Below are 20,840 nucleotides of genomic sequence, written 5' to 3' on the forward strand. Positions count from 1 at the left end.
CGGCCTGAATGCAAGTCAGGTATTCTTCTGATTTCAACTAAACTATTGAAAACAAGCAATTTGATCCGGGTCTGAACTACGGAAAGTTTGGCAGATATCTCTAGGAAGGCGCGTGAAAACATCGGGTCTTGATCTTCTTAAATCGTAGCGCTATGATGAAGCCACCTTGATACAGCGATGAGCGACAGACTGCATCGCGCTTTGGGAGGAAATCGTGGCCTCGGTAAGTTTGAGAAAGCTCGACAAGAGCTATGGCGCGCTGCGCATCGTTAAGGGTATCGATCTGGAGATTCACGACGGCGAGTTCGTCGTGTTCGTCGGTCCATCCGGCTGTGGAAAGTCCACGACCCTTCGAATGGTCGCAGGCTTGGAATCCATCACCGATGGCGAAGTTCGGATCGGTGATCGGGTCGTCAACAAGCTGGCGCCGCGCGAACGCGACATCGCGATGGTGTTCCAGGACTACGCCCTCTACCCGCACAAGACTGTCCGCGAGAACATGGGCTTCAGCCTCAAGGTCCGTGGCATGAGCAAAGCCGAAACCGACAAGCGTATCGCCCAGGCGGCAGAGATGCTCGGAATTGCCCATCTGCTCGACCGCCGTCCCGGCCAGTTGTCCGGCGGTCAGCGCCAGCGCGTTGCCATGGGGCGCGCGATCGTTAGGCGCCCGCAGGTATTCCTCTTCGATGAGCCGCTCTCCAACCTCGATGCAAAGCTGCGCGGGCAGGTGCGTACGGAAATCAAGCGGTTGCACCAGACTATCGGCACGACGATCATCTACGTGACCCACGATCAGGTCGAGGCCATGACGCTCGCCGATCGTATCGTCATTCTCAAGGGCGGCGATATCGAGCAGGTCGGCACGCCGGATGAGGTCTACAACCGTCCGGCCAGCGTTTTCGTCGGTGGCTTCGTCGGCTCGCCGGCGATGAATTTCACCAGGGCAAAGGCGCAGGGTTCCAACCTGCATTTGCCGAATGGCGATCAGCTGCCGCTCTCGGCGATAGCGGGCAATGGACTGTCTGCCGTCGATGGTCGTGAATTCATCGTTGGTATCCGGCCGGAGCATTTCGTTCCGACCCAGTCTGGTGGTGCAAGCCTGAACTGTCGGGTGCAGGTCGTTGAGCCGCTTGGCTCCGATACTCTCGTTCATTTCGCCATGGGCGATGCCACCTTGACCGCGCGCATGCCGCCCGAGGTTCGCCCAACCGTTGGCGAGACCCTCACGGTCGGCATCGATCCATCGAAGATCCACCTCTTCGATGCCACCACCGAGCGCGCCATTCACTGACGTTCAGGCGTTTGCGCGCCTGACCCTTACGAACTTTCAATGGGAGGAAAGCATGAACCGCAACATTAGAGCCGCCGCGCTCGCCTGTGCCACGATCGTCAGTTTCGCTGCACCGGCGCTCGCCGATACCGAGCTCAAGATCTACATCTCAAGCCAGCACCAGCCGAACATATGGCGCAAGGCGATCGATCAATATGAAGCCAAGACACCAGGCGTCAAGGTAACGATCGAGACCGGCGGCAACACCTCCGAAGCGCAGGCGCAGTACCTGAACACCGTAATGTCCGCCAAGGATCCGTCCTTGGACGTGCTGATCCTTGATGTCATCCGTCCTGCTCAGTTTGCCGCTGCCGGCTGGACCAGCGATGTCGAGGGCAAGGATCTTTCGAGCTACCTGCCGGCATACGCCGAAGCCAACACCGTTGGCGGCAAGACCGTTGCGCTGCCGGCGTTCGCCGACGCTCAATTTCTCTACTACCGCAAGGATCTGCTCGACAAATACGGCATCCAGCCGCCGAAGAGCTGGGACGAGCTGAAGACCGCCGCAAAGACCATCACCGACGGCGAAAAGAATCCCAATCTTCAGGGCTTGTCGTTTCAGGGCAAAGCTATCGAAGGCGCGGTCTGCACCTTCCTGCTGCCATATTGGAGCCAGGGCAAGGCGCTGACGAACAACGGTCGCCTGTCCTTCGATCACGATGCGGCCGTCAAGTCGCTCGCGCTGTGGAAGAGCTTTGCCGATGACGGCACAGCCAAGAAGAACATCGCCGAAGTGGCAACTGACGACACCCGTAAGGAATTCCAGGCCGGCAACGTCGTCTTCGCAGTGAACTGGTCCTATGCCTGGGCACAGTCGCAGGGAGCGGAATCGGCTGTTGCGGGCAAGGTTGGCGTTGCTCGCCTGCCGGCGATGGCGGGCGGTGAATCCGCAACTTGCCTCGGTGGCTGGGAGTGGGGCGTTTCAGCCTTCTCGGCCCATCAGGACGAAGCCAAGAAACTCGTCGCCTATCTTTCAAGCCCCGAGGTTTCGAAGTTCATGGCGATCAACGCATCGCTGCTGCCGACCTATGCCGATCTCTACAAGGATGGCGATGTGACCAAGGCAGCTCCCTGGTTTGCCGATGCGCTGCAGGTTGTCGAGACAGCAAAGCCACGTCCGGTTACCCCTCGTTACAACGAGGTGAGCGAAACGATCCGCACCACCGTGAACGCGGTCCTTGCTGGTGTCTCGACGCCGGAAGAGGGCGCAAGCCAGATCGAGTCTCGGCTGAAGCGCATCCTTCGCTGATCAATCGAAGAGGGCGGCCTCCGGTCGCCCTTCTAAACCACCCGATGGACCGGAACACTTGCCATGGCGACCACAACCTCCCTCAAGATCAGCGCCGATGCCGAGCCGCGCCAGGCTGCATGGGTGCGGTGGCTGGACCTCAGTGACAGATCGCTGGCCATCCTCCTGCTTGCACCGGCAGCACTCCTGCTTGCCCTGATTATCGTCTACCCCGTCTGTAGGCTCGCCTACACGAGCTTCTTCAGCCTGTCGCTGACATCAGGCTTGCCGGCCGAGTTTGTCGGCTTCGAAAACTACCAGCTGATGATTGACGATCCGGTCTTCTGGGAAACTACCTGGAATACCGTGCTCATCACCCTGATTACCGTGCCAGGCGCGCTTATCGTCGGGCTTGGTCTTGCCCTCATGGCAAACCTGCCGTTTCGCACCCAATGGCCTGTTCGCCTGTCGCTGCTGATCCCCTGGGCACTTCCGCTTTCCTTTGCGGGCCTGATTTTCGCATGGTTCTTCCATTCCGAATATGGCGTCGTCAACGACATCCTGAACCGCGTCGGTCTGCCCGGCATCATCTGGTTCAATTCGCCGAACTGGGCATTCGCTGCGATCTGCCTGACGATCATCTGGAAGACCTCGTCCTTCATGGCGCTGATCATCCTGGCCGGCCTGCAGACGATCCCCCGGTCGCTCTATGAAGCAGCCGATGTCGACGGCGCTGGTCGTTTTCGCCAATTCTTCGAGATCACGCTGCCGCTGTTGAAGCCTTCGATCGTCGTTGCCCTGATCTTCCGTACGATCACGTCGCTGCAGACCTTCGATATCCCCTACATGATGACGGGTGGTGGTCCCGGTACATCGACGGCGACACTTGCCATGTACATCCACCAGAACACCGTCTCCTTCCTCGATCTCGGTTACGGCTCTGCGCTTGCCGTCGTGATGTTCGCACTCTCCATGTGCGTCACCGCCGTCTACCTGCGCATGATCCGCACCAAGGAGTAACGCAATGACCACCACCACTGCATCGGGGTCTGGCGGCCTTCTCTCCGGCAAGCCGCTTCGCGCAATCGCCGCCATTATCCTGCTCGTCAACGGCATGTTTCCAGCGCTGTGGATCCTGTTCACCTCGCTGAAAACGGAAGGCGAACTGACCGCCAAGCCGATCACCTGGTTTCCGCATGCGCCGACGCTGCAGAACTATATGCAGGCCTTTTCCGACCAGCCACTGCACCTGTTTCTGTTCAACAGTCTCATGGTGGCGCTCTTGTCCACCATGCTGACGCTATTGGTGTCGGTTCTCGCGGCCTATGCTCTTGCACGCCTGAACCTGAAGCGTCGCGGGCTCATTCTCGCAGCCATCATCGCTGTCTCGACGTTCCCGCTGGTAACCTTGCTCGTCCCGCTCTTCGAAATCATGCGGACGCTGAACCTCCTCAACAGCTGGACGGCATTGGTCTTGCCATACACCGTGCTGAGCCTGCCGGTCTGCACGCTGATGCTCGTGTCGTTCTTTGAGGGAATTCCGCGCGATCTTGAGAACGCCGCGATGATCGACGGCTGCACGCGGCTTGGTGCGCTGTTCAAGGTGGTGGTGCCGCTCTGTGCACCTGGCGTCTTCACTGCGGGCATCCTCGCCTTCGTCAACGCCTGGGACGAATTCCTTCTTGCCCTGTCGTTCAATTCAAATCCGCAGCTCCGCACGCTTCCGGTCGGTATCCAGCTTTACCAAGGCGAGTTTGCCTTCCCGTGGCCGGTGATTTCCGCCGCACTCGTGGTCGGCATCGTGCCGGTCGCCGTCCTGATCGTCATCTTCCAGGAACGCGTCGTGTCCGGTCTGACAGCAGGTGGTATCAAGGGATGACCGGCGTGAAAGCAAAACGTGATCTTGCCGATCTGCGCAGCCAGCGCTGGTTTGCCTCCGACGACATGCGTGGTTTCGCGCATCGCCAGCGTACCCAGCAGATGGGCATGCGCCGCGACGAGTTCCTGGGACGACCGGTCATCGGCATCATCAACACCTGGAGCGAAATGAGTCCATGCCACGCCCACCTGCGCGATCGCGCCGAGGCGGTCAAGCGTGGCGTCTGGCAGGCTGGCGGCTACCCGGTCGAGATGCCGGCCCTTTCGGTTGGTGAAGTCATGGTCAAGCCGACCACCATGCTCTATCGCAACTTCCTGGCGATGGAATGCGAGGAGCTGCTGCGGTCGCATCCGATCGACGGTGCCGTTCTGCTTGGAGGCTGCGATAAGTCCACGCCAGCGCTTCTGATGGGTGCTATCTCGATGGACATTCCAGTCATCTTCTGTCCTGCCGGTCCGATGTCGAACGGACAGTGGCGGGGAACGAAGACCGGCGCGGGCACCCACACCAAGAAGTATTGGGACGAGTTGCGTGCCGGAAATATCACCCAGTCGGACTGGGTCGATCTCGAAAGCCGTATGACCCGCTCGGCGGGCACCTGCAACACCATTGGCACGGCCTCGACAATGACCTCGATCGTCGACGCCATGGGGTTGACGCTGCCTGGCGCCTCTTCGATCCCGGCGGTTGACTCCGGGCATCCGCGTATGGCGTCAGCCTGCGGCGTACGGATCGTCGAGATGGTCTGGGAGGATCTGAAGCCTTCGAATATTCTCAATCGTGCAAGCTTCCTCAATGGACTTGTCGCCTATATGGCGCTCGGCGGCTCGACCAACGCCGCCGTTCACCTGATTGCGATGGCCAAGCGTGCTGGTGTTTCTCTTACGCTCGACGACATGGCGGCGATGGCCGCAAAGGTTCCGGTTGCGGCCAACGTGTTCCCGTCGGGCGAGTTCCTGATGGAGGATTTCTATTTTGCAGGCGGATTGCTGGCACTCCTGAAGAAGTTCTCTCATCGGCTGGAGCTTGGCTGCCTGACCGTGAACGGACGGACGCTCGGTGACAACATCTCCGATGCCGAATGCTGGAATGACGACGTCATCCGTGGCGAAGACAATCCCGTTGTGCCGCTGTCGCGCGGCAAGACGCTCGAGGTGTTGCGAGGCAACCTCGCTCCGAATGGCGCTGTGATGAAGTCGTCGGCGGCCAATCCGAAGTTCCTGAAGCATGTCGGTCCGGCGATTGTCTTCGACAATCCTGCCGTGATGAACAAGACCCTCGATGACCCCGATCTCGACATCACGGAAGACACCGTCATCGTCCTTCGTAATGCCGGACCCGTCGGGGCGCCGGGAATGCCGGAGTGGGGCAATCTGCCGATCCCGAAGAAGCTCCTCAAGCAGGGTGTTCGCGACATGGTGCGGATTTGCGACGGGCGCATGAGCGGCACGCATTACGGCACCTGCATCCTGCACGTCTCGCCAGAGGCAGCGATCGGCGGCCCGCTTGCTCTCCTCAAGACCGGCGACCTCGTGGAACTCGACGTTGCTGCCGGCTCCATCAACATGAAGGTCGATGAGGCGGAACTCGAACGGCGCCGTCGCGAGTGGAAGCCTACGGCACCCGTTTACCAACGCTCGTTTGCCGCTCTCTACCAGCAGCATGTCAGCCAGGCAGATCAGGGTTGCGATTTCGATTTCCTGAGCGGAACGGCCGTCGTGCCGGATCCGGTCATTTTCTAAGGACACGAGCATGAGCCTCACCAACAATTTCAAGAGCTGGATTGAAGCTGGCGAACGCACTCCTCTGGGTACCTGGCTGATGGCCGCAGCGCCATCGACGGCAGAGGCTCTTGGCTACATCGGATTCGATTTCCTCGTGGTCGACATGGAGCATGTGCCGATCGAGGTTTCCGACCTTGCCCAGATCCTGAGGGCCGTCGGCTGCACGCCGGCTGAACCCGTCGTTCGCCTTGCCTGGAATGATCAGGTTCTGGTCAAGCGCGTCCTCGACGCCGGCGCACGCACCGTCATGCTGCCTTTCGTCCAGACCGCTGATGAGGCGAAGGCAGCTGCGTCTTATACGCGCTACCCTCCGCTTGGCGTTCGCGGTGTCGCTGCCGTTCACCGCGGCTCGAAATTCGGCACGATCCCCGACTATCTGAAGCGGGCCAATGATCAGATCTGCACGATCGTGCAGCTTGAAACGCCCGAGGCGATCGAGCGACTGCCGGAGATCGCCGCTGTCGAGGGTATCGACGGCGTATTCGTCGGCCCGGGCGATCTGTCGGCGGCCATGGGGCACATCGGCAATATCGCCCATCCCGAGGTTCAGGCGCTGATCGAGAAGGCCGCGAAGGACGCACGTTCCGCCGGCAAGCCGATCGGCATCGTCGGTCCCAATCCCGAGATGGTTCAGAAGTTCATCGGATACGGCTACAGCTTTGCGGCCATTGCGTCTGATGTTGCGATGATGACCGGCCGCGCCAATGAATGGCTCGGCGTCTTGAACGGCGGCGCAGCCAAGCCGGCATTGCCGGCAGCTGCGTACTGAGGTGACGACGGTGAGCACCGGCTTCACATCCGTTCTTGAGGCGAACACCCTCCTTGGCGAATGCCCGTTGTGGTCCGTCGCCGAACAGGTGCTTTATTTCGTCGATATCAAAGCCTGCCGGATCCACCGCTTCGATCCGCTGTCACAGCAATTGACGGCCATGGAGCTGCCCGAGGAAGTCGGTTGCATCGGCCTCGCCAAGGGCGGCGGGTTCATTGCGGGTCTCCGCTCCGGCCTGTGGCTTCTTGACGAAAAAGGCGCGCTCCTGCGCAAGCTTGCCGACAATCCCGAGGACCAGTCGATCAGTCGTTTCAATGACGGCATGGTCGATCCGGCGGGGCGCTTCGTTGCCGGCACGGTCGACGAGACGCGGGAAAGGGGAATTGCCAGCCTTTACCGGTTCGATCGCGGCGGGCTTGCTCAGCTAGCTTGCGGCCTCCTGACCTCGAACGGCGTTGCGTTCTCGCCGGATGGAAAGCGCCTCTATCACTCCGACACGCTTCGCTACACGCTCTACACCTTCGACTACGACCCGACGCGCGGTACGGCCAGAAATCGGCAGGTCTTCGCCAAGTTCGGGAGCGACACCGACAAAGGCAGACCGGATGGCGGCGCAGTCGATGTCGAGGGCTGCTATTGGACGGCACTCTTCGAAGGCGGACGCGTCCAGCGCTACGATCCTGACGGTAACATGCTGGCGGAGTATGCCGTCCCGGCTCTCTGCCCGACAATGGTGACGTTCGGTGGGGCGGATATGAAGACGCTCTATTGCACCAGCGCGCGCGTCGGTCGCTCCGACGCCGAGCTTGCCAAATTTCCGCTGTCGGGAGCGCTGTTTTCCATGCGCACCGACGTCGCCGGCCTTCCCAAAACCTTGTTCGATCCCGAAGTGTGAGATCCTCTCATGTCGTCGCCTTACGATTCCGTCCGCTATACCTCACTTAATGGCCGCAATGTTCTGATCACCGGCGGTGCGTCGGGTATTGGCGAGGAAATGGTCAAAGCCTTTGCCGGGCAAGGCGCGAGGGTGTCGTTCATCGACATCGATGCCGAGGGCGGCGCGCGCACCGCGGCGACGACGGGGGCCGAGTTCCACGCTTGCGATATTACCGATATCGATCGGTTGCGGAGCATGATCGGCGCCGTCGAAGACAGGCATGGCGCCATCGATGTACTGATCAATAACGCCGGCAAGGACGATCGTCATGCAATAGGCGATGTCGAGCCCGACTACTGGCGCCGCGCGCTCGCGCTCAATCTCGATCATCAGTTCTTTGCGACCCAGGCAGCAAGCCGCCTGATGGCAGAACAGGCTCGTGGCTCGGTCATCATGCTGGGGTCGATTTCCTGGATGCGCGGTCGCCCGGGCATGGTCGGATATACGACGGCGAAGGCGGCCATCAACGGCATGACCAAGACGCTGGCACGTGAGCTTGGACCATCAGGAATTCGCGTCAATTGCATTGTCCCGGGTGCGATCGTCACCGAGCGGCAACTGAAGCTCTGGACCTCGCCTGAACAGAACCAGCAGTTCATCGATCTGCAGGCCCTGAAATTCCGGCTCGACGCAACGCACGTCGCTCGCATGGCGCTCTTCCTTGGTTCCGACGAGAGTGCCGGCTGCACGGGCGCGAACTTCGTCGTCGACGCTGGCCTCACACAAAACTGAGCATGACGGACATGAAACTCGAGACAACACCTACCGGCTTCACCATTTCGCTGAACGGCCACGCCATCCTGCGTCACACCGCGTTGACGCCTGCATTCTATGTCGGTCACGGTGATGAGCGCATGGCCATGTATCGCGGCAACTTCGACATCGAGGACTACGTGATCGAACGCAGCGCACTGCGTTACGCGGTCGTCGATGGTGACACGGTGACACTGTGTGAGCGCGAAGGACAGCCGACCCGTCTGGTCGTGAAGCTCACGGACACGGCACTGGAGTTCTCGGCTGAAGATCCGTCGATCAACCGGTTCTGGATGCGCGTCGTTGCGGACCATGACGAGCATGTGTGGGGCGGCGGCGAGCAGATGTCCTATTTCGACATGCGCGGGCGCCGCTTCCCGCTCTGGACGTCCGAACCCGGCGTTGGCCGCGACAAGACGAGCGAGATCACTTTCAAGTCGAACGTCGAGGGCAAGGCGGGCGGAGACTACTATAACACCAACTACCCGCAGCCGACCTATATCTCGTCCCACCGATACGCCCTGCATGTCGAGACGAGCGCCTATTCGGTGTTCGATTTCCGGCGGAAGACCTTTCATGAGATCGAAGCCTGGGCAGTGCCCGAGCGTATCGAGCTCTACGCAGCAGCGACCTTCGTCGAACTGGTGGAAATTCTCTCCGCACGCTTCGGCCGGCAGCCGCAGCTGCCTGAGTGGATCTACAACGGCGCAATCATCGGTCTTAAGGACGGCACGAACTCGTTCACCCGACTTGAGAAGATGAAGGAAGCCGGGGTCAAGGTTTCCGGTCTCTGGTGCGAGGATTGGGTTGGACTTCGCCACACATCCTTCGGCGCCCGGCTGTTCTGGGATTGGCAGGCGAATGAAGAACGCTATCCGGGTCTGCGCGAACGCATTTCCCAGCTCCACGACGAGGGCGTTCGTTTCCTGGGTTACGTCAACCCTTATCTCTGCGTCGATGGACCGTTGTTCGAGGAAGCCGAGAAAGCAGGCTACTTCGCAAAGGATGAGTTCGGTCGCACCGCCCTCGTGGACTTTGGCGAGTTCGACTGCGGCGTCGTCGACTTCACCAATTCGGCGGCGGCCGATTGGTTTGCCGATTCCGTGATCGGCGGCAAGATGCTGGACTACGGCCTGTCGGGCTGGATGGCCGATTTCGGCGAATACCTGCCGATCGACGTCGAGCTGGCAAATGGCGTCGACGCGAAGCTGATGCACAATCAATGGCCGACACTGTGGGCCGAGGTGAATGCCAAGGCGGTCGCAAGTCGCGGCAAGACCGGCGAGGCGCTCTTCTTCATGCGTGCTGGTTACACTGGGGTGCAGAAGCACTGCCCGCTTCTGTGGGGCGGCGATCAGTCGGTCGACTTCTCCCGCCACGACGGCCTTGTGACCGTCATCTGCGCCGCCCTCTCCGCCGGCCTGCTGGGCAACGCCTATCACCACTCCGATATCGGCGGATATACCAGCCTGTTTGGCAATGTTCGCACCCCCGAGCTTCTGATGCGCTGGGCCGAGATGGCAGCCTTCACACCCGTCATGCGCAGCCATGAAGGCAATCGTCCGCGCGATAACGTGCAGATCGATCAGGACCCGGAAGTGCTTGCACACTTTGCCCGCATGACCGGCATCTACGTTCATATGGCTCCCTATCTGAAAGCGCTCTCGGCCGAAGCCGCGGCCAAGGGGCTGCCGGTGCAGCGACCGCTGTTCCTGCACTATGAACACGACCGCAATACCTACGGGATCCAGGACAGCTACCTGTACGGCTCCGATGTGCTAGTAGCTCCGATCTGGCAGGCTGCCCAAAGCGAGCGCGCCGTCTACTTGCCGGAAGGTTCCAGCTGGACGCACGTGTGGAGCGGCGAGCAATACAGTGGCGGCAACGAGGTGACGGTTGCCTCGCCGCTCGGCGAACCTCCGGTCTTCTATCGGTCGGATTCTCCTTTCGCGGGTCGATTTGCCGAGCTGCGGACGCTCTAGCGATGGATCCGCACGGCCTGGGCATTTTGCTGCTTCTTTCAGCGGTCGCTGCGTACTTGCAGACGCTGACGGGATTTGCATTCGGCCTCATCATGATGGGCGGGGTCGGGCTTACCGGTGTCATAGCCGTGCCCGACGCAGCCGTCCTCGTCAGCTGCCTGACATTCGTCAACGCCGCCCAGGTGCTAGCCAAAGGCTGGCGCGATATTGCCGTGCGCGAGTTCGTGCCGATCATCATTGCAAGCATTCTGATGCTTTTCATCGGCTACTGGCTGCTCGGTCTCATGGCGGCTGCTTCGATCGGCTGGCTGAAGGTCGTGCTTGGGGTGGTGATCGTGATCTCAAGTATCCAGTTGGCGATGAAACCAACGCCACTTGCCAGACTGTCGTCGGCAGGATCGTTTGCATTTTTCGGTGCCGTGGCCGGATTGATGGGGGGCTCTTCTCCACCGCCGGACCGCCGCTCGTCTATCATCTCTATCGCCAGCCATTGCCGCAGCCGACGATCCGCGAAACGCTCGTCGCCGTGTTTGCGATGAACGCCGTCATCCGTCTTGCCGTGGTGGCATTGGCGGGGGACATGCCGCAGGTCGGCTTCTGGTGGGGGCTGCTCGCGATCCCGGTCGTCATCCTGGTTACATTCGCGGCGAAGCGCTGGCCGCCGCCAATTTCGAACCTGTCGCTGCGCCGCGTGGCCTTTGGCCTTCTTCTCCTGTCGGGCCTGTCGCTCGCCTTACCCGCTCTCTTCAAGATCATCGGAGGTCTGTCATGACTGCATCCACAATCCCGCTCAAGGATCCATCTCTCCTGACCGACAAGGCATTCGTTGCCGGCGAATGGATTTCTTCGCCAACTGGCAAGACGTTTGCCGTGACAGACCCTTTTGACGGCTCTTTGATCGCAAACGTACCGGATCTCGATCGCACTGTTGTGCAGAAGGCAATCGATGCCGCTGAAGCCGCGCAGAAGCTGTGGGCGCGGAAAACGGCAAAGGAGCGCGCTCAGGTCCTGAAGCGCTGGTACGATCTGATTGTCGCGAATGCCGACGACCTGGCTCTCATCCTCACGACGGAGCAGGGCAAGCCGCTTGCCGAAGCCAAGGGCGAGGTCGTCTCGAACGCCGCCTATCTCGAATGGTTTGCCGAGGAAGCAAAGCGCATCGATGGCGACATCATTCCGGGCGCCAATCCCGGCCAGCGCATCATGGTTCTGAAGCAGCCCGTCGGAGTCTGCGCAGCGATCACGCCATGGAACTTTCCAAACGGCATGATCACTCGCAAGGCCGGTCCTGCACTTGCCGCCGGCTGTAGCATGATCCTGAAGCCGGCGTCGCAGACGCCGCTGTCGGCATTGGCGCTTGCGGTCCTCGCCGAGCGGGCAGGTGTCCCCAAGGGCGTCTTCTCGGTTGTCACGGGCGAAGCAAAGCCGATAGGCCTCGAATTCTGCCACAATCCGAAGGTTGCGAAAATCACGTTCACCGGATCCACCGGGGTTGGCCGCTGGCTGATGAAGGAAGCAGCTGACGGCATCAAGCGCCTGTCGCTGGAACTTGGCGGCAATGCTCCGTTCATCGTCTTCGATGATGCCGACATTGATGCGGCAGTCGCTGGCGCGATGATTTCCAAGTTCCGCAACGCCGGTCAGACCTGCGTCTGCGCCAACCGCATCTATGTGCAGGAGAGCGTCGTCGAGGCCTTCACGGAAAAGCTGCTCGCAAAGGTTTCCGGGCTCAGGCTTGGCCGTGGCACCGAGGAGGGTGTCAGCCAGGGACCTCTCATCGACGAGCGCGCCGTGGCCAAGATGGAAGAGCACGTTGCCGATGCGCTCGCCAATGGCGGTAGGCTGCTTACCGGCGGCAGCAAGAGCGACCTTGGCGGCAACTTCTATCAGCCGACCGTCATCGCAGGCGTCACGCAGGCTATGAAGGTTGCCAAGGAAGAGACGTTTGCTCCGCTCGCTCCGATCATCTCCTTCAAGACAGAGGAGGACGTCATCGCGATGGCAAACGACAGCGAGTTCGGACTTGCTTCCTATTTCTACGCCCGCGACATGGCGCGGGTCTGGCGGGTTTCGGAAGCGCTCGAGGCGGGAATGGTCGGAGTCAACACCGGCATGATCGCCAACGAAATGGCGCCGTTCGGCGGGATCAAGCAGTCGGGCATGGGCCGCGAAGGCTCGAAGTACGGCATCGAAGGCTTCCTCGAGCTGAAGTACGTCTGCGTCGCGGGCATCTAGTTCGCCATCCACCTTGCGCAAATGACGAACGGCAGCCGGCAAAGGTCGGCTGCCCCCTAGACGATGCCGCAAGGCCGCTGGCCGACTAGTTTTCAAGCATCGCATCGTCTTCTTGAACGCCCGAACGGAATTGGAAGATGAAGAACGGCTATATCCTGGCAGTTGATCAAGGCACGACGTCCACGCGATCCATCGTGTTTTCCCCTGACTTCAAGGCGAAGGGGGCCGATCAGCAGGAATTTCCGCAGCAGTTTCCGCGGTCCGGTTGGGTCGAGCACGATCCGGAAGACTTGTGGCGGACAACCGTCGAGACAGCGCGCGGCGCAATTGCCAATGCCGGCCTCACGGCAACTGAGATTGCCGCAATCGGCATTACCAACCAGCGTGAAACAACTGTTGTCTGGGATCGGCGAACAGGCAAGGCGATTCACAACGCCATCGTATGGCAGGACCGTCGAACGGCCGACGCCTGCGATCGTCTTCGTCGCGATGGGGCGGCTGAGCTTATTGCCAGCCGTTCGGGCCTCCTCATCGACGCCTATTTCTCGGCCAGCAAGATCGCATGGATCCTCGACAATGTCGCTGGCGCGCGTGCTGCTGCCGATGGCGGCCACTTGGCATTCGGAACTGTCGATAGCTGGCTCGTCTATCGCCTGACGGGCGGCAGAAAGCATGTGACCGATATCACCAATGCTTCCCGCACGATGCTATGCGACATCGCAACCGGTCAGTGGGACGAGGAACTGCTGCAATGCTTCAGCATCCCCCGTTCCATTCTGCCTGAGATCCTCGACAACGTTGACAGCTTCGGGATTACAGAACGCAGCATCCTTGGTGCCGAGATTTCGATCCGCGGTGTTGCCGGCGACCAGCATGCATCGCTGATCGGGCAGGCGTGCTTCGAGCCAGGAATGATGAAGGCGACCTATGGCACCGGTTGCTTTGCGTTACTTAATACCGGGAGTGAGCGGATCACGTCCAAAAACCGGCTGTTGACGACGATTGGCTACAAGATCGGACCGGAAATCACCTATGCGCTGGAAGGCTCGATCTTCGTCGCCGGTGCCGCCATCCAGTGGTTGCGCGATGGTCTTGGCATAATTTCCAATGCCGGCCAGAGTGCCGAGCTGGCGGCAAAGGCCGATGCCCAGCAACAGATCTATCTCGTTCCGGCCTTCACCGGTCTCGGTGCGCCCTGGTGGGATCCGTCGGCGCGAGCCTCGTTGTTCGGCATGACACGAAATTCGGGTCCCGCTGAACTGGCGCGCGCGGCCCTCGACTCCATATGCCTGCAGACCTACGACCTGATGCACGCAATGAAGGGCGATTGGCCGGAGGCGTCGTTGTCCCTCTTGCGGGTCGACGGCGGCGTCTCGAAGAATGATTGGGCAATGCAGCGGCTTGCCAATATCGTCGGCGTTGGTGTGCAGCGGGCGCAGTCGGCCGAAAGCACCGCACTCGGAGCGGCATGGTTGGCCGGCTATGGGCAGGGTGCTGGCCTGAACCGAGCCGCTTTGCCACGGAATGGGTGGCCGGCGAAAGCTTTGCACCTTCCACCGATACCGAATGGAACCGTGCGCTCGTCAGGGGATGGGAAGCTGCCGTGCGTGCGACGATTCAATTTGCCGCGCACGCCTAACGATGTCCGGGCGTATGCCCGGATCCGTTCGCAACGATGATCGGCTTTCGGCTCAGGCGAAAGGTTCGGTGGGGCTCTTCGCCGGCTGGGTGAACCACTTGGCGCCTTCGGCCGTCATGTGGATATGATCCTCCAGGCGGATACCGAACAGATCCGGCAGAACGATCATCGGCTCGTTGGAGAAGCACATGCCTTCTCTGAGAGCCGTGGTGTTGCCGCGTACGATATAGGGCTCCTCATGGATCTCAAGCCCGAGGCCATGCCCGGCGCGGTGAGGCAGACCCGGAAGGCGGTAATCGGGGCCAAGCCCGTGCCGGACGAGAACGGCGCGGGCCGCATCATCAAGAGTGTGGCAAGGGGCACCGAGCTGGGCGGCGTCGAAAACGGCTTGCTGCGCTTCGCGTTCGATCGACCAGATCCGGGCGAACTCCGCATCGGGGTCGTCGATCATGTAGGTTCGCGTCAGGTCGGAATGATAGCCGTCGATGCGCGTTCCGGTATCCACGAGGATTGCCTGGCCGAGCTCAAGAACCTGGTCGCCATCGGCGCCGTGCGGCAATGCGCTGGCTGCGCCGAAGGAGACGATGCAGAACGTCGAGCCAATAGTTGCACCGAGGGCTCGATGCTGCTCGTCGATATATCGCACCACATCGGATGCGCGGATGCCGGGCCGCATGATCGAATGCGCGCGCCTGTGAACCTCGAGCGTCAGGTTCATGGCGTATTGTATCAAGGCGATTTCGGAGGCCGACTTCCGCGCACGCTGGTCGCGGATGATGCGTGTGCCATCCATGAGGCCTTCGGCGCCGAGGCTCCGCGCTAGCGCGTGATAGACAAAGAGGGGCAGACTATCATCAAGCGCTACCTTTCCCTTTGAACCGGCCAGTGAGGCAACCAGATCGGCCGGGCTCTGCTCTTCCTCCCAGGTGGCGACATCGCCCGGGAGATGCGGCAGCGTCTCGACGCGGCTAAGCTCGAATCCGGGAACGACGTAGGTGAGGGCGTCTGACGTGACAAGAGCGCCGAGCAACCGTTCGCTCTGATGCCAGACGAGACCGGTGAAATAGCGCAGGCTTTCCGACGAACCCAGCAATACCGCCGATACGCCGGCTGCGCTCATGGCCTCCCGCAGTCGCTGTAGTCGCGCGAGCCGTTCGGTGTCGTCGATAAACGGCGGAAGGGCAGGCAAAGACATGTCGACTCCTTGATCGAAAAACGGGATCACCATCGGGCGTTCTCGTCCTTCATATTTTACACGTACACAAATTGTCGACAAGAAAATTGCGTTCGCTGCCGTCCCTTGCGGATGGAATCTGTTGTTTGCGGTTTTCCGGGATGTGCGGGGTGGCATAAAAGGCAGCGATGGTTAGAAGAAGAGATCGTGTTGAATTTGCAGGAGTCGTTCCTTGCGTATCCATCCTCTCCTCTTCTTGGCCTATCTTATCTTGCCGCCGAGCAATTCCGCCTTGGCGGCGAATTTCATGACGGTCGAGCAGTTCCAGGCTCTCTGCAAGAGCGACCAGCAGGGCGCAACAAACTACATGGCCGGGTTACTGGACAGCCGGGCATATCTCGAACACCGGTTCTATGAAAGCATCCGTTCGCAGCCGACCCGTGCGGCATCATGGGAACGTTTGAGAGAGCGGCTTCTGCCAGAATACTGCATACCGACATCGAGTGCCGCGCAGGTTACCCAGGAGCTGTGCCATTGGCTCGATACCCACGAGTTGAAGAGCACGACTTCGATGAGCGCTGCGGTCAATCGGGCATTTCCGAAGAAGTTTCCCTGCCCGGAGGAGTAGGAGAAATGCGGGTTCCCACTCCTACGCCTCTGGCGCGCCAGGCACTCACCCTAGCTTCGCGAGTGAACGCAAATGTTCAACTGTCGTCGTCGGAAAGCCGAAGAACTCGAGATAGGCGGGAATTTGCTCGAACAGCATGTCCGTTCCAACTTGATAGTCGCAGCCAAGCGCCTTGGCGGCCTGCAGAAGCGGCGTCATCTGCTCCTTCATGACAACCTCGCCAACGAACGTCGAGGAAGCAAGGCGGGAGACGTCGAAGGGAAGCGGATCATTCTTCTGCATGCCGAGCGGCGTCGCGTTGACGATAATGTCGAAGCCATCTGGATCATTTGAGCCGGTCGTGACGTGAACGCTGGGGTAATGTGTTCGAAGTCGCTCCGCCAGTCCCGCCATCGATCCGCTGTCGGGATCAAAAAGCGCGATCCTGCCCACACCGGCATTTGCAAGCGACGCCGCGATCGCGGAGCCGACGCCGCCCGCGCCGGCGATAAGGACACTGGCGCCGGAGACTTTCCGGCCCTTTCGCAGAAGTCCACGTACGAAACCTTCGCCATCGAACATGTCGCCGATCAGTTCACCTTCCGGTCCGAGGCGGACTGCATTGCATGCCCCGGCAACCTTGGCATTGGTCGACGTCCGATCGAGCAGCCGCATCGTCGTGACCTTGTGCGGCATCGTGATCAGCGCACCGTGGATATTAGAAAGCCGGAAAACAAGTTTCAGAAACGAAGCATAGTCGGCTGGCTTGCATCCCATCGGCACGACCACGGCATCGATGCCGGCCTGTTCGAAATAGGGATTGTATATCAGCGGCGCCTTGAACGCCTCCGTGGGATAACCGAGGTGCGCGATGAGTTTCGTTGTACCGGTAATCATGTCATTGAACTCTTGGATGAACCCGATCGTCCGGATCGGGCCGACGGCGCGATGGGCTCGATCTAGTTGCGCAGGATCTCTCCGAGAAACTTGCGCGTCCGCTCATGTCGCGGGTTGGTGAAGAACTCCGCTGGTGGCGCTTCCTCGACGACTGCGCCGCTCGCCATGAAGATCACCCTGTCGGCCACCTGGCGCGCAAAACCCATCTCATGCGTGACGCAGATCATCGTCATTCCCTCTTCGGCAAGGCTGATCATCGTGTCGAGCACCTCCTTGACCATCTCCGGATCGAGGGCGGACGTTGGTTCGTCGAACAGCATTATCTTCGGCCGCATGCAAAGGGCTCGCGCGATGGCGACGCGCTGCTGCTGGCCGCCGGAAAGCTGCAAAGGGTACTTGTTGGCCTGTTCGAGAATCTTGACCCGGCCGAGCAGCGAGCGGGCGCGCTCCTCGGCCTCCGCCTTGCCAAGACCAAGGGCGCGCATCGGCGCCAGCATGCAATTCTGCAGGACAGTCAGGTGCGGGAAGAGATTAAACTGCTGGAACACCATACCCACCTCGCGGCGAATGGCGTCGATTGCCTTCGACTGGTTGCCCAGGAGAATGCCGCCGACCCGGATTTCCCCCTTCTGGTAGGTCTCGAGATGGTTGATGCAGCGGATGAGCGTGGATTTTCCGCTGCCGGAAGGTCCGCACAAAACGATCTTCTCGCCCTTGTGGACGGACATGTTGATGTCGTGGAGCGCGTGAAACGCGCCATACCACTTCTCCACGTTGTTCATCGTGATCATCGTATGGCCGGTCGAAGCCAAGTCGGACGTATTCATCGTTCAAGTCTCCAAAAATCGCTGGAACAGCCAGTGATCTATTCAGCGCGCCGAGGCTGCGAATTTGCGTTCCAGTCGCGCGCCGACGATCGTCAGCGGGCAACACATCAGGAAGTACAGCGCACCGACGACGCCGAAGACCGTCAGCGGCTGAAAGATCTGGTTGGAAATGATGTTTCCAGCCCGCGTCAGCTCGGTGAAGCCGACGATCGAGGCCAGCGAAGTGCCCTTGATCAGCTGGACGAGAAACCCGATCGTCGCGGGCAGCGAGATGCGGAGGGCCTGTGGCAGGATGACGTCCTTCATGCGCGAGACGTATTTGAGACTAAGAGCCTTCGCGGCCTCCGTCTGTCCTCGCGGAACCGCATCGATCGAGCCTCTCCAGATTTCACCGAGATAGGCGCTTGCGTGAAGTGTCAGGCCAATGGCCACGGCGACCCATGCGTCGAGCTTCAAGCCAACGAGGGCCAGGCCGTAATAGACGACGAAGAGCTGCATGAGCAGCGGCGTGCCTTGGAAAATCGCGATGTAACCTGCGGTCAGACGCTCCAACAGCGGGATCTGGCATGTGCGTGCGAGGGCGACGCCCAGTCCAGCGATGCATCCGCAGATAAAGCCGACGGCTGACAACAGCACCGTCCACTTGAGACCAACCAGGAGGAAAACGAACTCTTCGCGACCCATGGCTTTCGCTCCCTACTTGACCGGATAGGTGAAATAACGCGCCGAGAAGAGGGCAAAGAGGCGCATCATGACCCAGGAAATCACGAGGTAGAACAGCGTGACGGTGAAATAGACCTCGAAGCTTCGAAAGCTCTCGGACTCGATCCGTTGCGAAACCGAGGTCAGTTCGTAGGCCGAGATCGCCGACGCGATGCTTGTCGACAGCGTCAGCAAAACAAACTGGCTGGTCAGCGATGGATAGATCGCGCGCAGCGCCGGTTTGAGAATGATCAGTCTGAAGACCTGTGCCTTGTGAAGGCCAAGGGCGAGGCCTGCTTCCATTTGTCCCTTCGGGATCGACTGGACACCGCCTCGGATAATCTCGATCGCATAGGCTCCGCCGTTGATGCCGAGCGCGATGATGGCTGTCGGTGTCGGATCGAGCCGAATTCCGGCGAGCGGCAGGGCGAAGTAAAGAAAGAAGATCTGGACCAGAAACGGCGTGTTGCGGATCAGCTCCACGAAGGCGATCACCAGCCAGCGCACCGGTTTCAAGGCGCTGTCGCGTAGCGCCACGCCGCCGACGCCGATGATGATGGCGAGGATCATGCCGCAGATGGCGAGAAAGAAGGTGCCGAGACAGCCGAGAAGGAGGGTCGGGAGCCCGTCGATAACCGGCGAGAAGTCGAGTGTGTAGTTCATCGCGATCCCTCAGCCCCGTCGAACCATTCCGGCCATGGCCTGCACGGCCAGTTCATAACCATCGGCTCCGAACCCGATCAGGATTGCGGTCGCGATGCGGGAGATCAGCGATTTGTGGTAGATCTCCTCGCGCGCATGGACATTGGAAATATGCAGCTCGATCTTCGGCGGGTCGAACGTCTTCAGGGCATCGAGCAGCGCGATCGAGGTAAATGTATAGGCGGCGGGGTTGATGATAATGCCGCATGCTTGGTTACGCGCCTGATGAACGCTTTCAACGAGTTCGCCTTCAAAGTTGCTCTGCCGGAAGTCGATCTCGAAACCGAGGCCTTGCGCCTTGCTGATGCATTTCGCCCTGATGTCGTCGAGTGTTGTCGTTCCGTAGATCGCCGGCTCGCGCTGCCCGAGCAGGTTCAAATTCGGTCCATTGAGAACGAAAATCGTTCTGGTCATGATCTCGCTCCATGGCGCAAGGCAGTCTGACGGTATGAGGTGCAAGCCGGTTGGGCACCGAAGCAATGCCCAACCAACCGCATCGTCTTCTCGCTAAAGCGCGAAAGCGTCAGTTTGCGGTGAATGGAATGCCTTCGAGTGTTGCCGGGAATTCCGGAACTGGAACCTTCATCCACTTGTCGTAGACGGCCTTCAGCTCGCCGTTGCCCTTGATCTTGTCGATGAAGGTGTTGAGTGCGGCGTTGATTTCTTTCTCGCCGAGGCGTGTGCATGCGCCGTTGTAGAGCTTCTGGAACTCAAGCTTGTTCTCGAACTCGCCGGGGCGAGCCTTCTCGACGCGGTCCATGTAGAAAATGTTGCCACCGAGAGCCTGTACCTGTCCGGATGCAAGTGCCTGGACGCTGGCCGCATCGCCGTCGAAGCGCCGGATCGTCGCGGTTTGCGGGCATTCTTCGTGACCTGAGTGTCCTGGGCCGCGCCCTTGGCGACGCCGATCGTCAGGCTCGCCATGTCCTCGTTCGTCTTGATCGGCATTGACTTCGGTCCGATCAGCACGATCGCATTGGCGACATAGGGTTTGCTGAACTGCACCGCCTTGGCGCGGTCCGGCAGCATTGCCATCGTCGCAAACAACACGTCGACGCGTCCGGTGGTCAGGGCAGGAATGCGGTTGTTGACCTCGAGCGGAACGAATTCGACCGGAACGCCGAGTTCCTTCCCGAACAGGGTTGCGATGTCGGCGTCGAGACCGTCCTGCTTGCCAGCGCTGGTGACGAAACCCCATGGCGGGTTGTCGCCCTGAATTCCGACGATCAGCTTGCCTCTCGCCTTGATTTCATCCGGCGTGATTGCCGCTGCCGGTCGGGAAAGTCCGACCGCCGTCATGAGAGCTACGGCGCCCAGCATTGCGTTGCGGCGCGTCAGCATCGATTTGAACATTGTTTCCTCCTCCGTTTGACGGTCGCGTGGCTTGGCGGGCCT

19 protein-coding genes and 2 pseudogenes are annotated in these 20,840 nt (G+C 60.3%); 14 read left to right on the forward strand and 7 right to left on the reverse strand.

Translation table 11 applies throughout. The features are described from left to right. The first annotated feature begins 214 nt into the window (after positions 1-214). From FZ934_RS26755 to glpK, 13 genes and pseudogenes are all read left to right on the forward strand, one after another. Positions 215-1,291 carry an ABC transporter ATP-binding protein gene (locus FZ934_RS26755; protein ID WP_153273794.1) on the forward strand — a complete coding sequence of 359 codons (1,077 nt, stop codon included), beginning with the start codon at positions 215-217 and terminating at the stop codon, positions 1,289-1,291. A 52-nt stretch (positions 1,292-1,343) separates the two neighbouring features. After that, positions 1,344-2,579, forward strand: coding sequence for an ABC transporter substrate-binding protein (locus FZ934_RS26760; RefSeq protein ID WP_153273795.1), 1,236 nt, complete (start codon positions 1,344-1,346; stop codon positions 2,577-2,579). Positions 2,580-2,642: 63 nt separating this feature from the next. Then, the gene (locus tag FZ934_RS26765; protein WP_246737964.1) at positions 2,643-3,578 is read left to right on the forward strand and encodes a carbohydrate ABC transporter permease; all 936 of its coding nucleotides are present in this window, start codon (positions 2,643-2,645) and stop codon (positions 3,576-3,578) included. Between the two features lie 4 nt (positions 3,579-3,582). Continuing rightward, a complete protein-coding gene (locus FZ934_RS26770) occupies positions 3,583-4,437 on the forward strand; it encodes a carbohydrate ABC transporter permease (RefSeq protein ID WP_153273796.1) in 855 nt (284 codons plus the stop codon). Continuing rightward, a complete protein-coding gene (araD, locus tag FZ934_RS26775) occupies positions 4,434-6,179 on the forward strand; it encodes an L-arabinonate dehydratase (RefSeq protein ID WP_153273797.1) in 1,746 nt (581 codons plus the stop codon). The genes FZ934_RS26770 and araD overlap by 4 nt, the downstream gene beginning before the upstream one ends. Positions 6,180-6,189: 10 nt before the next feature. Beyond that, positions 6,190-6,990 carry an HpcH/HpaI aldolase family protein gene (locus FZ934_RS26780; protein WP_153273798.1) on the forward strand — a complete coding sequence of 267 codons (801 nt, stop codon included), beginning with the start codon at positions 6,190-6,192 and terminating at the stop codon, positions 6,988-6,990. 10 nt (positions 6,991-7,000) lie between these two features. Beyond that, positions 7,001-7,885 (forward strand): SMP-30/gluconolactonase/LRE family protein, encoded by an 885-nt coding sequence (locus FZ934_RS26785; protein WP_153273799.1) that lies wholly within the window; start codon positions 7,001-7,003, stop codon positions 7,883-7,885. A gap of 9 nt (positions 7,886-7,894) precedes the next feature. After that, positions 7,895-8,659 carry an SDR family NAD(P)-dependent oxidoreductase gene (locus FZ934_RS26790; protein WP_153273800.1) on the forward strand — a complete coding sequence of 255 codons (765 nt, stop codon included), beginning with the start codon at positions 7,895-7,897 and terminating at the stop codon, positions 8,657-8,659. Between the two features lie 11 nt (positions 8,660-8,670). Then, positions 8,671-10,662, forward strand: coding sequence for an alpha-glucosidase (locus FZ934_RS26795; RefSeq protein ID WP_153273801.1), 1,992 nt, complete (start codon positions 8,671-8,673; stop codon positions 10,660-10,662). A gap of 2 nt (positions 10,663-10,664) precedes the next feature. Continuing rightward, the gene (locus FZ934_RS26800; protein WP_246737965.1) at positions 10,665-11,201 is read left to right on the forward strand and encodes a TSUP family transporter; all 537 of its coding nucleotides are present in this window, start codon (positions 10,665-10,667) and stop codon (positions 11,199-11,201) included. After that, a complete protein-coding gene (locus FZ934_RS28355; protein ID WP_246737966.1) occupies positions 11,198-11,434 on the forward strand; it encodes a hypothetical protein in 237 nt (78 codons plus the stop codon). The genes FZ934_RS26800 and FZ934_RS28355 overlap by 4 nt, the downstream gene beginning before the upstream one ends. Further along, positions 11,431-12,897, forward strand: coding sequence for an NAD-dependent succinate-semialdehyde dehydrogenase (locus FZ934_RS26805; RefSeq protein ID WP_153273802.1), 1,467 nt, complete (start codon positions 11,431-11,433; stop codon positions 12,895-12,897). The genes FZ934_RS28355 and FZ934_RS26805 overlap by 4 nt, the downstream gene beginning before the upstream one ends. A gap of 137 nt (positions 12,898-13,034) precedes the next feature. Beyond that, a pseudogene (gene glpK, locus FZ934_RS26810) lies at positions 13,035-14,536 on the forward strand (glycerol kinase GlpK). A 52-nt stretch (positions 14,537-14,588) separates the two neighbouring features. Here glpK and FZ934_RS26815 read toward each other — a convergent pair. After that, a complete protein-coding gene (locus FZ934_RS26815; protein ID WP_153273804.1) occupies positions 14,589-15,731 on the reverse strand; it encodes a M24 family metallopeptidase in 1,143 nt (380 codons plus the stop codon). 211 nt (positions 15,732-15,942) lie between these two features. Between FZ934_RS26815 and FZ934_RS26820 the strand changes: the two genes are divergently transcribed. Further along, entirely contained in the window at positions 15,943-16,338 is a 396-nt protein-coding gene (locus tag FZ934_RS26820; RefSeq protein ID WP_153273805.1) for a Rap1a/Tai family immunity protein, read from the forward strand. Between the two features lie 45 nt (positions 16,339-16,383). On the opposite strand, the gene FZ934_RS26825 is transcribed toward FZ934_RS26820, so the two are convergent. From FZ934_RS26825 to FZ934_RS26850, 6 genes and pseudogenes are all read right to left on the reverse strand, one after another. Further along, the gene (locus FZ934_RS26825; RefSeq protein ID WP_153273806.1) at positions 16,384-17,214 is read right to left on the reverse strand and encodes a shikimate dehydrogenase family protein; all 831 of its coding nucleotides are present in this window, start codon (positions 17,212-17,214) and stop codon (positions 16,384-16,386) included. 62 nt (positions 17,215-17,276) lie between these two features. Next, positions 17,277-18,005 carry an amino acid ABC transporter ATP-binding protein gene (locus tag FZ934_RS26830; protein WP_153274062.1) on the reverse strand — a complete coding sequence of 243 codons (729 nt, stop codon included), beginning with the start codon at positions 18,003-18,005 and terminating at the stop codon, positions 17,277-17,279. A 78-nt stretch (positions 18,006-18,083) separates the two neighbouring features. Next, positions 18,084-18,725, reverse strand: coding sequence for an amino acid ABC transporter permease (locus FZ934_RS26835; RefSeq protein ID WP_153273807.1), 642 nt, complete (start codon positions 18,723-18,725; stop codon positions 18,084-18,086). A 12-nt stretch (positions 18,726-18,737) separates the two neighbouring features. Then, a complete protein-coding gene (locus FZ934_RS26840; RefSeq protein WP_153273808.1) occupies positions 18,738-19,406 on the reverse strand; it encodes an amino acid ABC transporter permease in 669 nt (222 codons plus the stop codon). Between the two features lie 9 nt (positions 19,407-19,415). Beyond that, a complete protein-coding gene (gene aroQ, locus FZ934_RS26845; RefSeq protein WP_153273809.1) occupies positions 19,416-19,859 on the reverse strand; it encodes a type II 3-dehydroquinate dehydratase in 444 nt (147 codons plus the stop codon). A 109-nt stretch (positions 19,860-19,968) separates the two neighbouring features. Then, a pseudogene (locus FZ934_RS26850) lies at positions 19,969-20,798 on the reverse strand (transporter substrate-binding domain-containing protein). Between the last annotated feature and the right edge of the window lie 42 nt (positions 20,799-20,840).

Origin of the sequence: Rhizobium grahamii, assembly GCF_009498215.1 — a bacterium.
GTDB classification, from domain to species: Bacteria; Pseudomonadota; Alphaproteobacteria; order Rhizobiales; family Rhizobiaceae; genus Rhizobium; species Rhizobium grahamii_A.

Coding starts and splice junctions, on each gene's coding strand:
- FZ934_RS26835 (WP_153273807.1), bottom strand. CDS start 18,725: ATGGGTCGCGAAGAGTTCGTTTTCCTCCTGGTTGGTCTCAAGTGGACG.
- FZ934_RS26770 (WP_153273796.1), top strand. CDS start 3,583: ATGACCACCACCACTGCATCGGGGTCTGGCGGCCTTCTCTCCGGCAAG.
- araD (WP_153273797.1), top strand. CDS start 4,434: ATGACCGGCGTGAAAGCAAAACGTGATCTTGCCGATCTGCGCAGCCAG.
- FZ934_RS26815 (WP_153273804.1), bottom strand. CDS start 15,731: ATGTCTTTGCCTGCCCTTCCGCCGTTTATCGACGACACCGAACGGCTC.
- aroQ (WP_153273809.1), bottom strand. CDS start 19,859: ATGACCAGAACGATTTTCGTTCTCAATGGACCGAATTTGAACCTGCTC.
- FZ934_RS28355 (WP_246737966.1), top strand. CDS start 11,198: ATGAACGCCGTCATCCGTCTTGCCGTGGTGGCATTGGCGGGGGACATG.
- FZ934_RS26840 (WP_153273808.1), bottom strand. CDS start 19,406: ATGAACTACACACTCGACTTCTCGCCGGTTATCGACGGGCTCCCGACC.
- FZ934_RS26760 (WP_153273795.1), top strand. CDS start 1,344: ATGAACCGCAACATTAGAGCCGCCGCGCTCGCCTGTGCCACGATCGTC.
- FZ934_RS26765 (WP_246737964.1), top strand. CDS start 2,643: ATGGCGACCACAACCTCCCTCAAGATCAGCGCCGATGCCGAGCCGCGC.
- FZ934_RS26790 (WP_153273800.1), top strand. CDS start 7,895: ATGTCGTCGCCTTACGATTCCGTCCGCTATACCTCACTTAATGGCCGC.
- FZ934_RS26825 (WP_153273806.1), bottom strand. CDS start 17,214: ATGATTACCGGTACAACGAAACTCATCGCGCACCTCGGTTATCCCACG.
- FZ934_RS26830 (WP_153274062.1), bottom strand. CDS start 18,005: ATGATCACGATGAACAACGTGGAGAAGTGGTATGGCGCGTTTCACGCG.
- FZ934_RS26805 (WP_153273802.1), top strand. CDS start 11,431: ATGACTGCATCCACAATCCCGCTCAAGGATCCATCTCTCCTGACCGAC.
- FZ934_RS26800 (WP_246737965.1), top strand. CDS start 10,665: ATGGATCCGCACGGCCTGGGCATTTTGCTGCTTCTTTCAGCGGTCGCT.
- FZ934_RS26780 (WP_153273798.1), top strand. CDS start 6,190: ATGAGCCTCACCAACAATTTCAAGAGCTGGATTGAAGCTGGCGAACGC.
- FZ934_RS26795 (WP_153273801.1), top strand. CDS start 8,671: ATGAAACTCGAGACAACACCTACCGGCTTCACCATTTCGCTGAACGGC.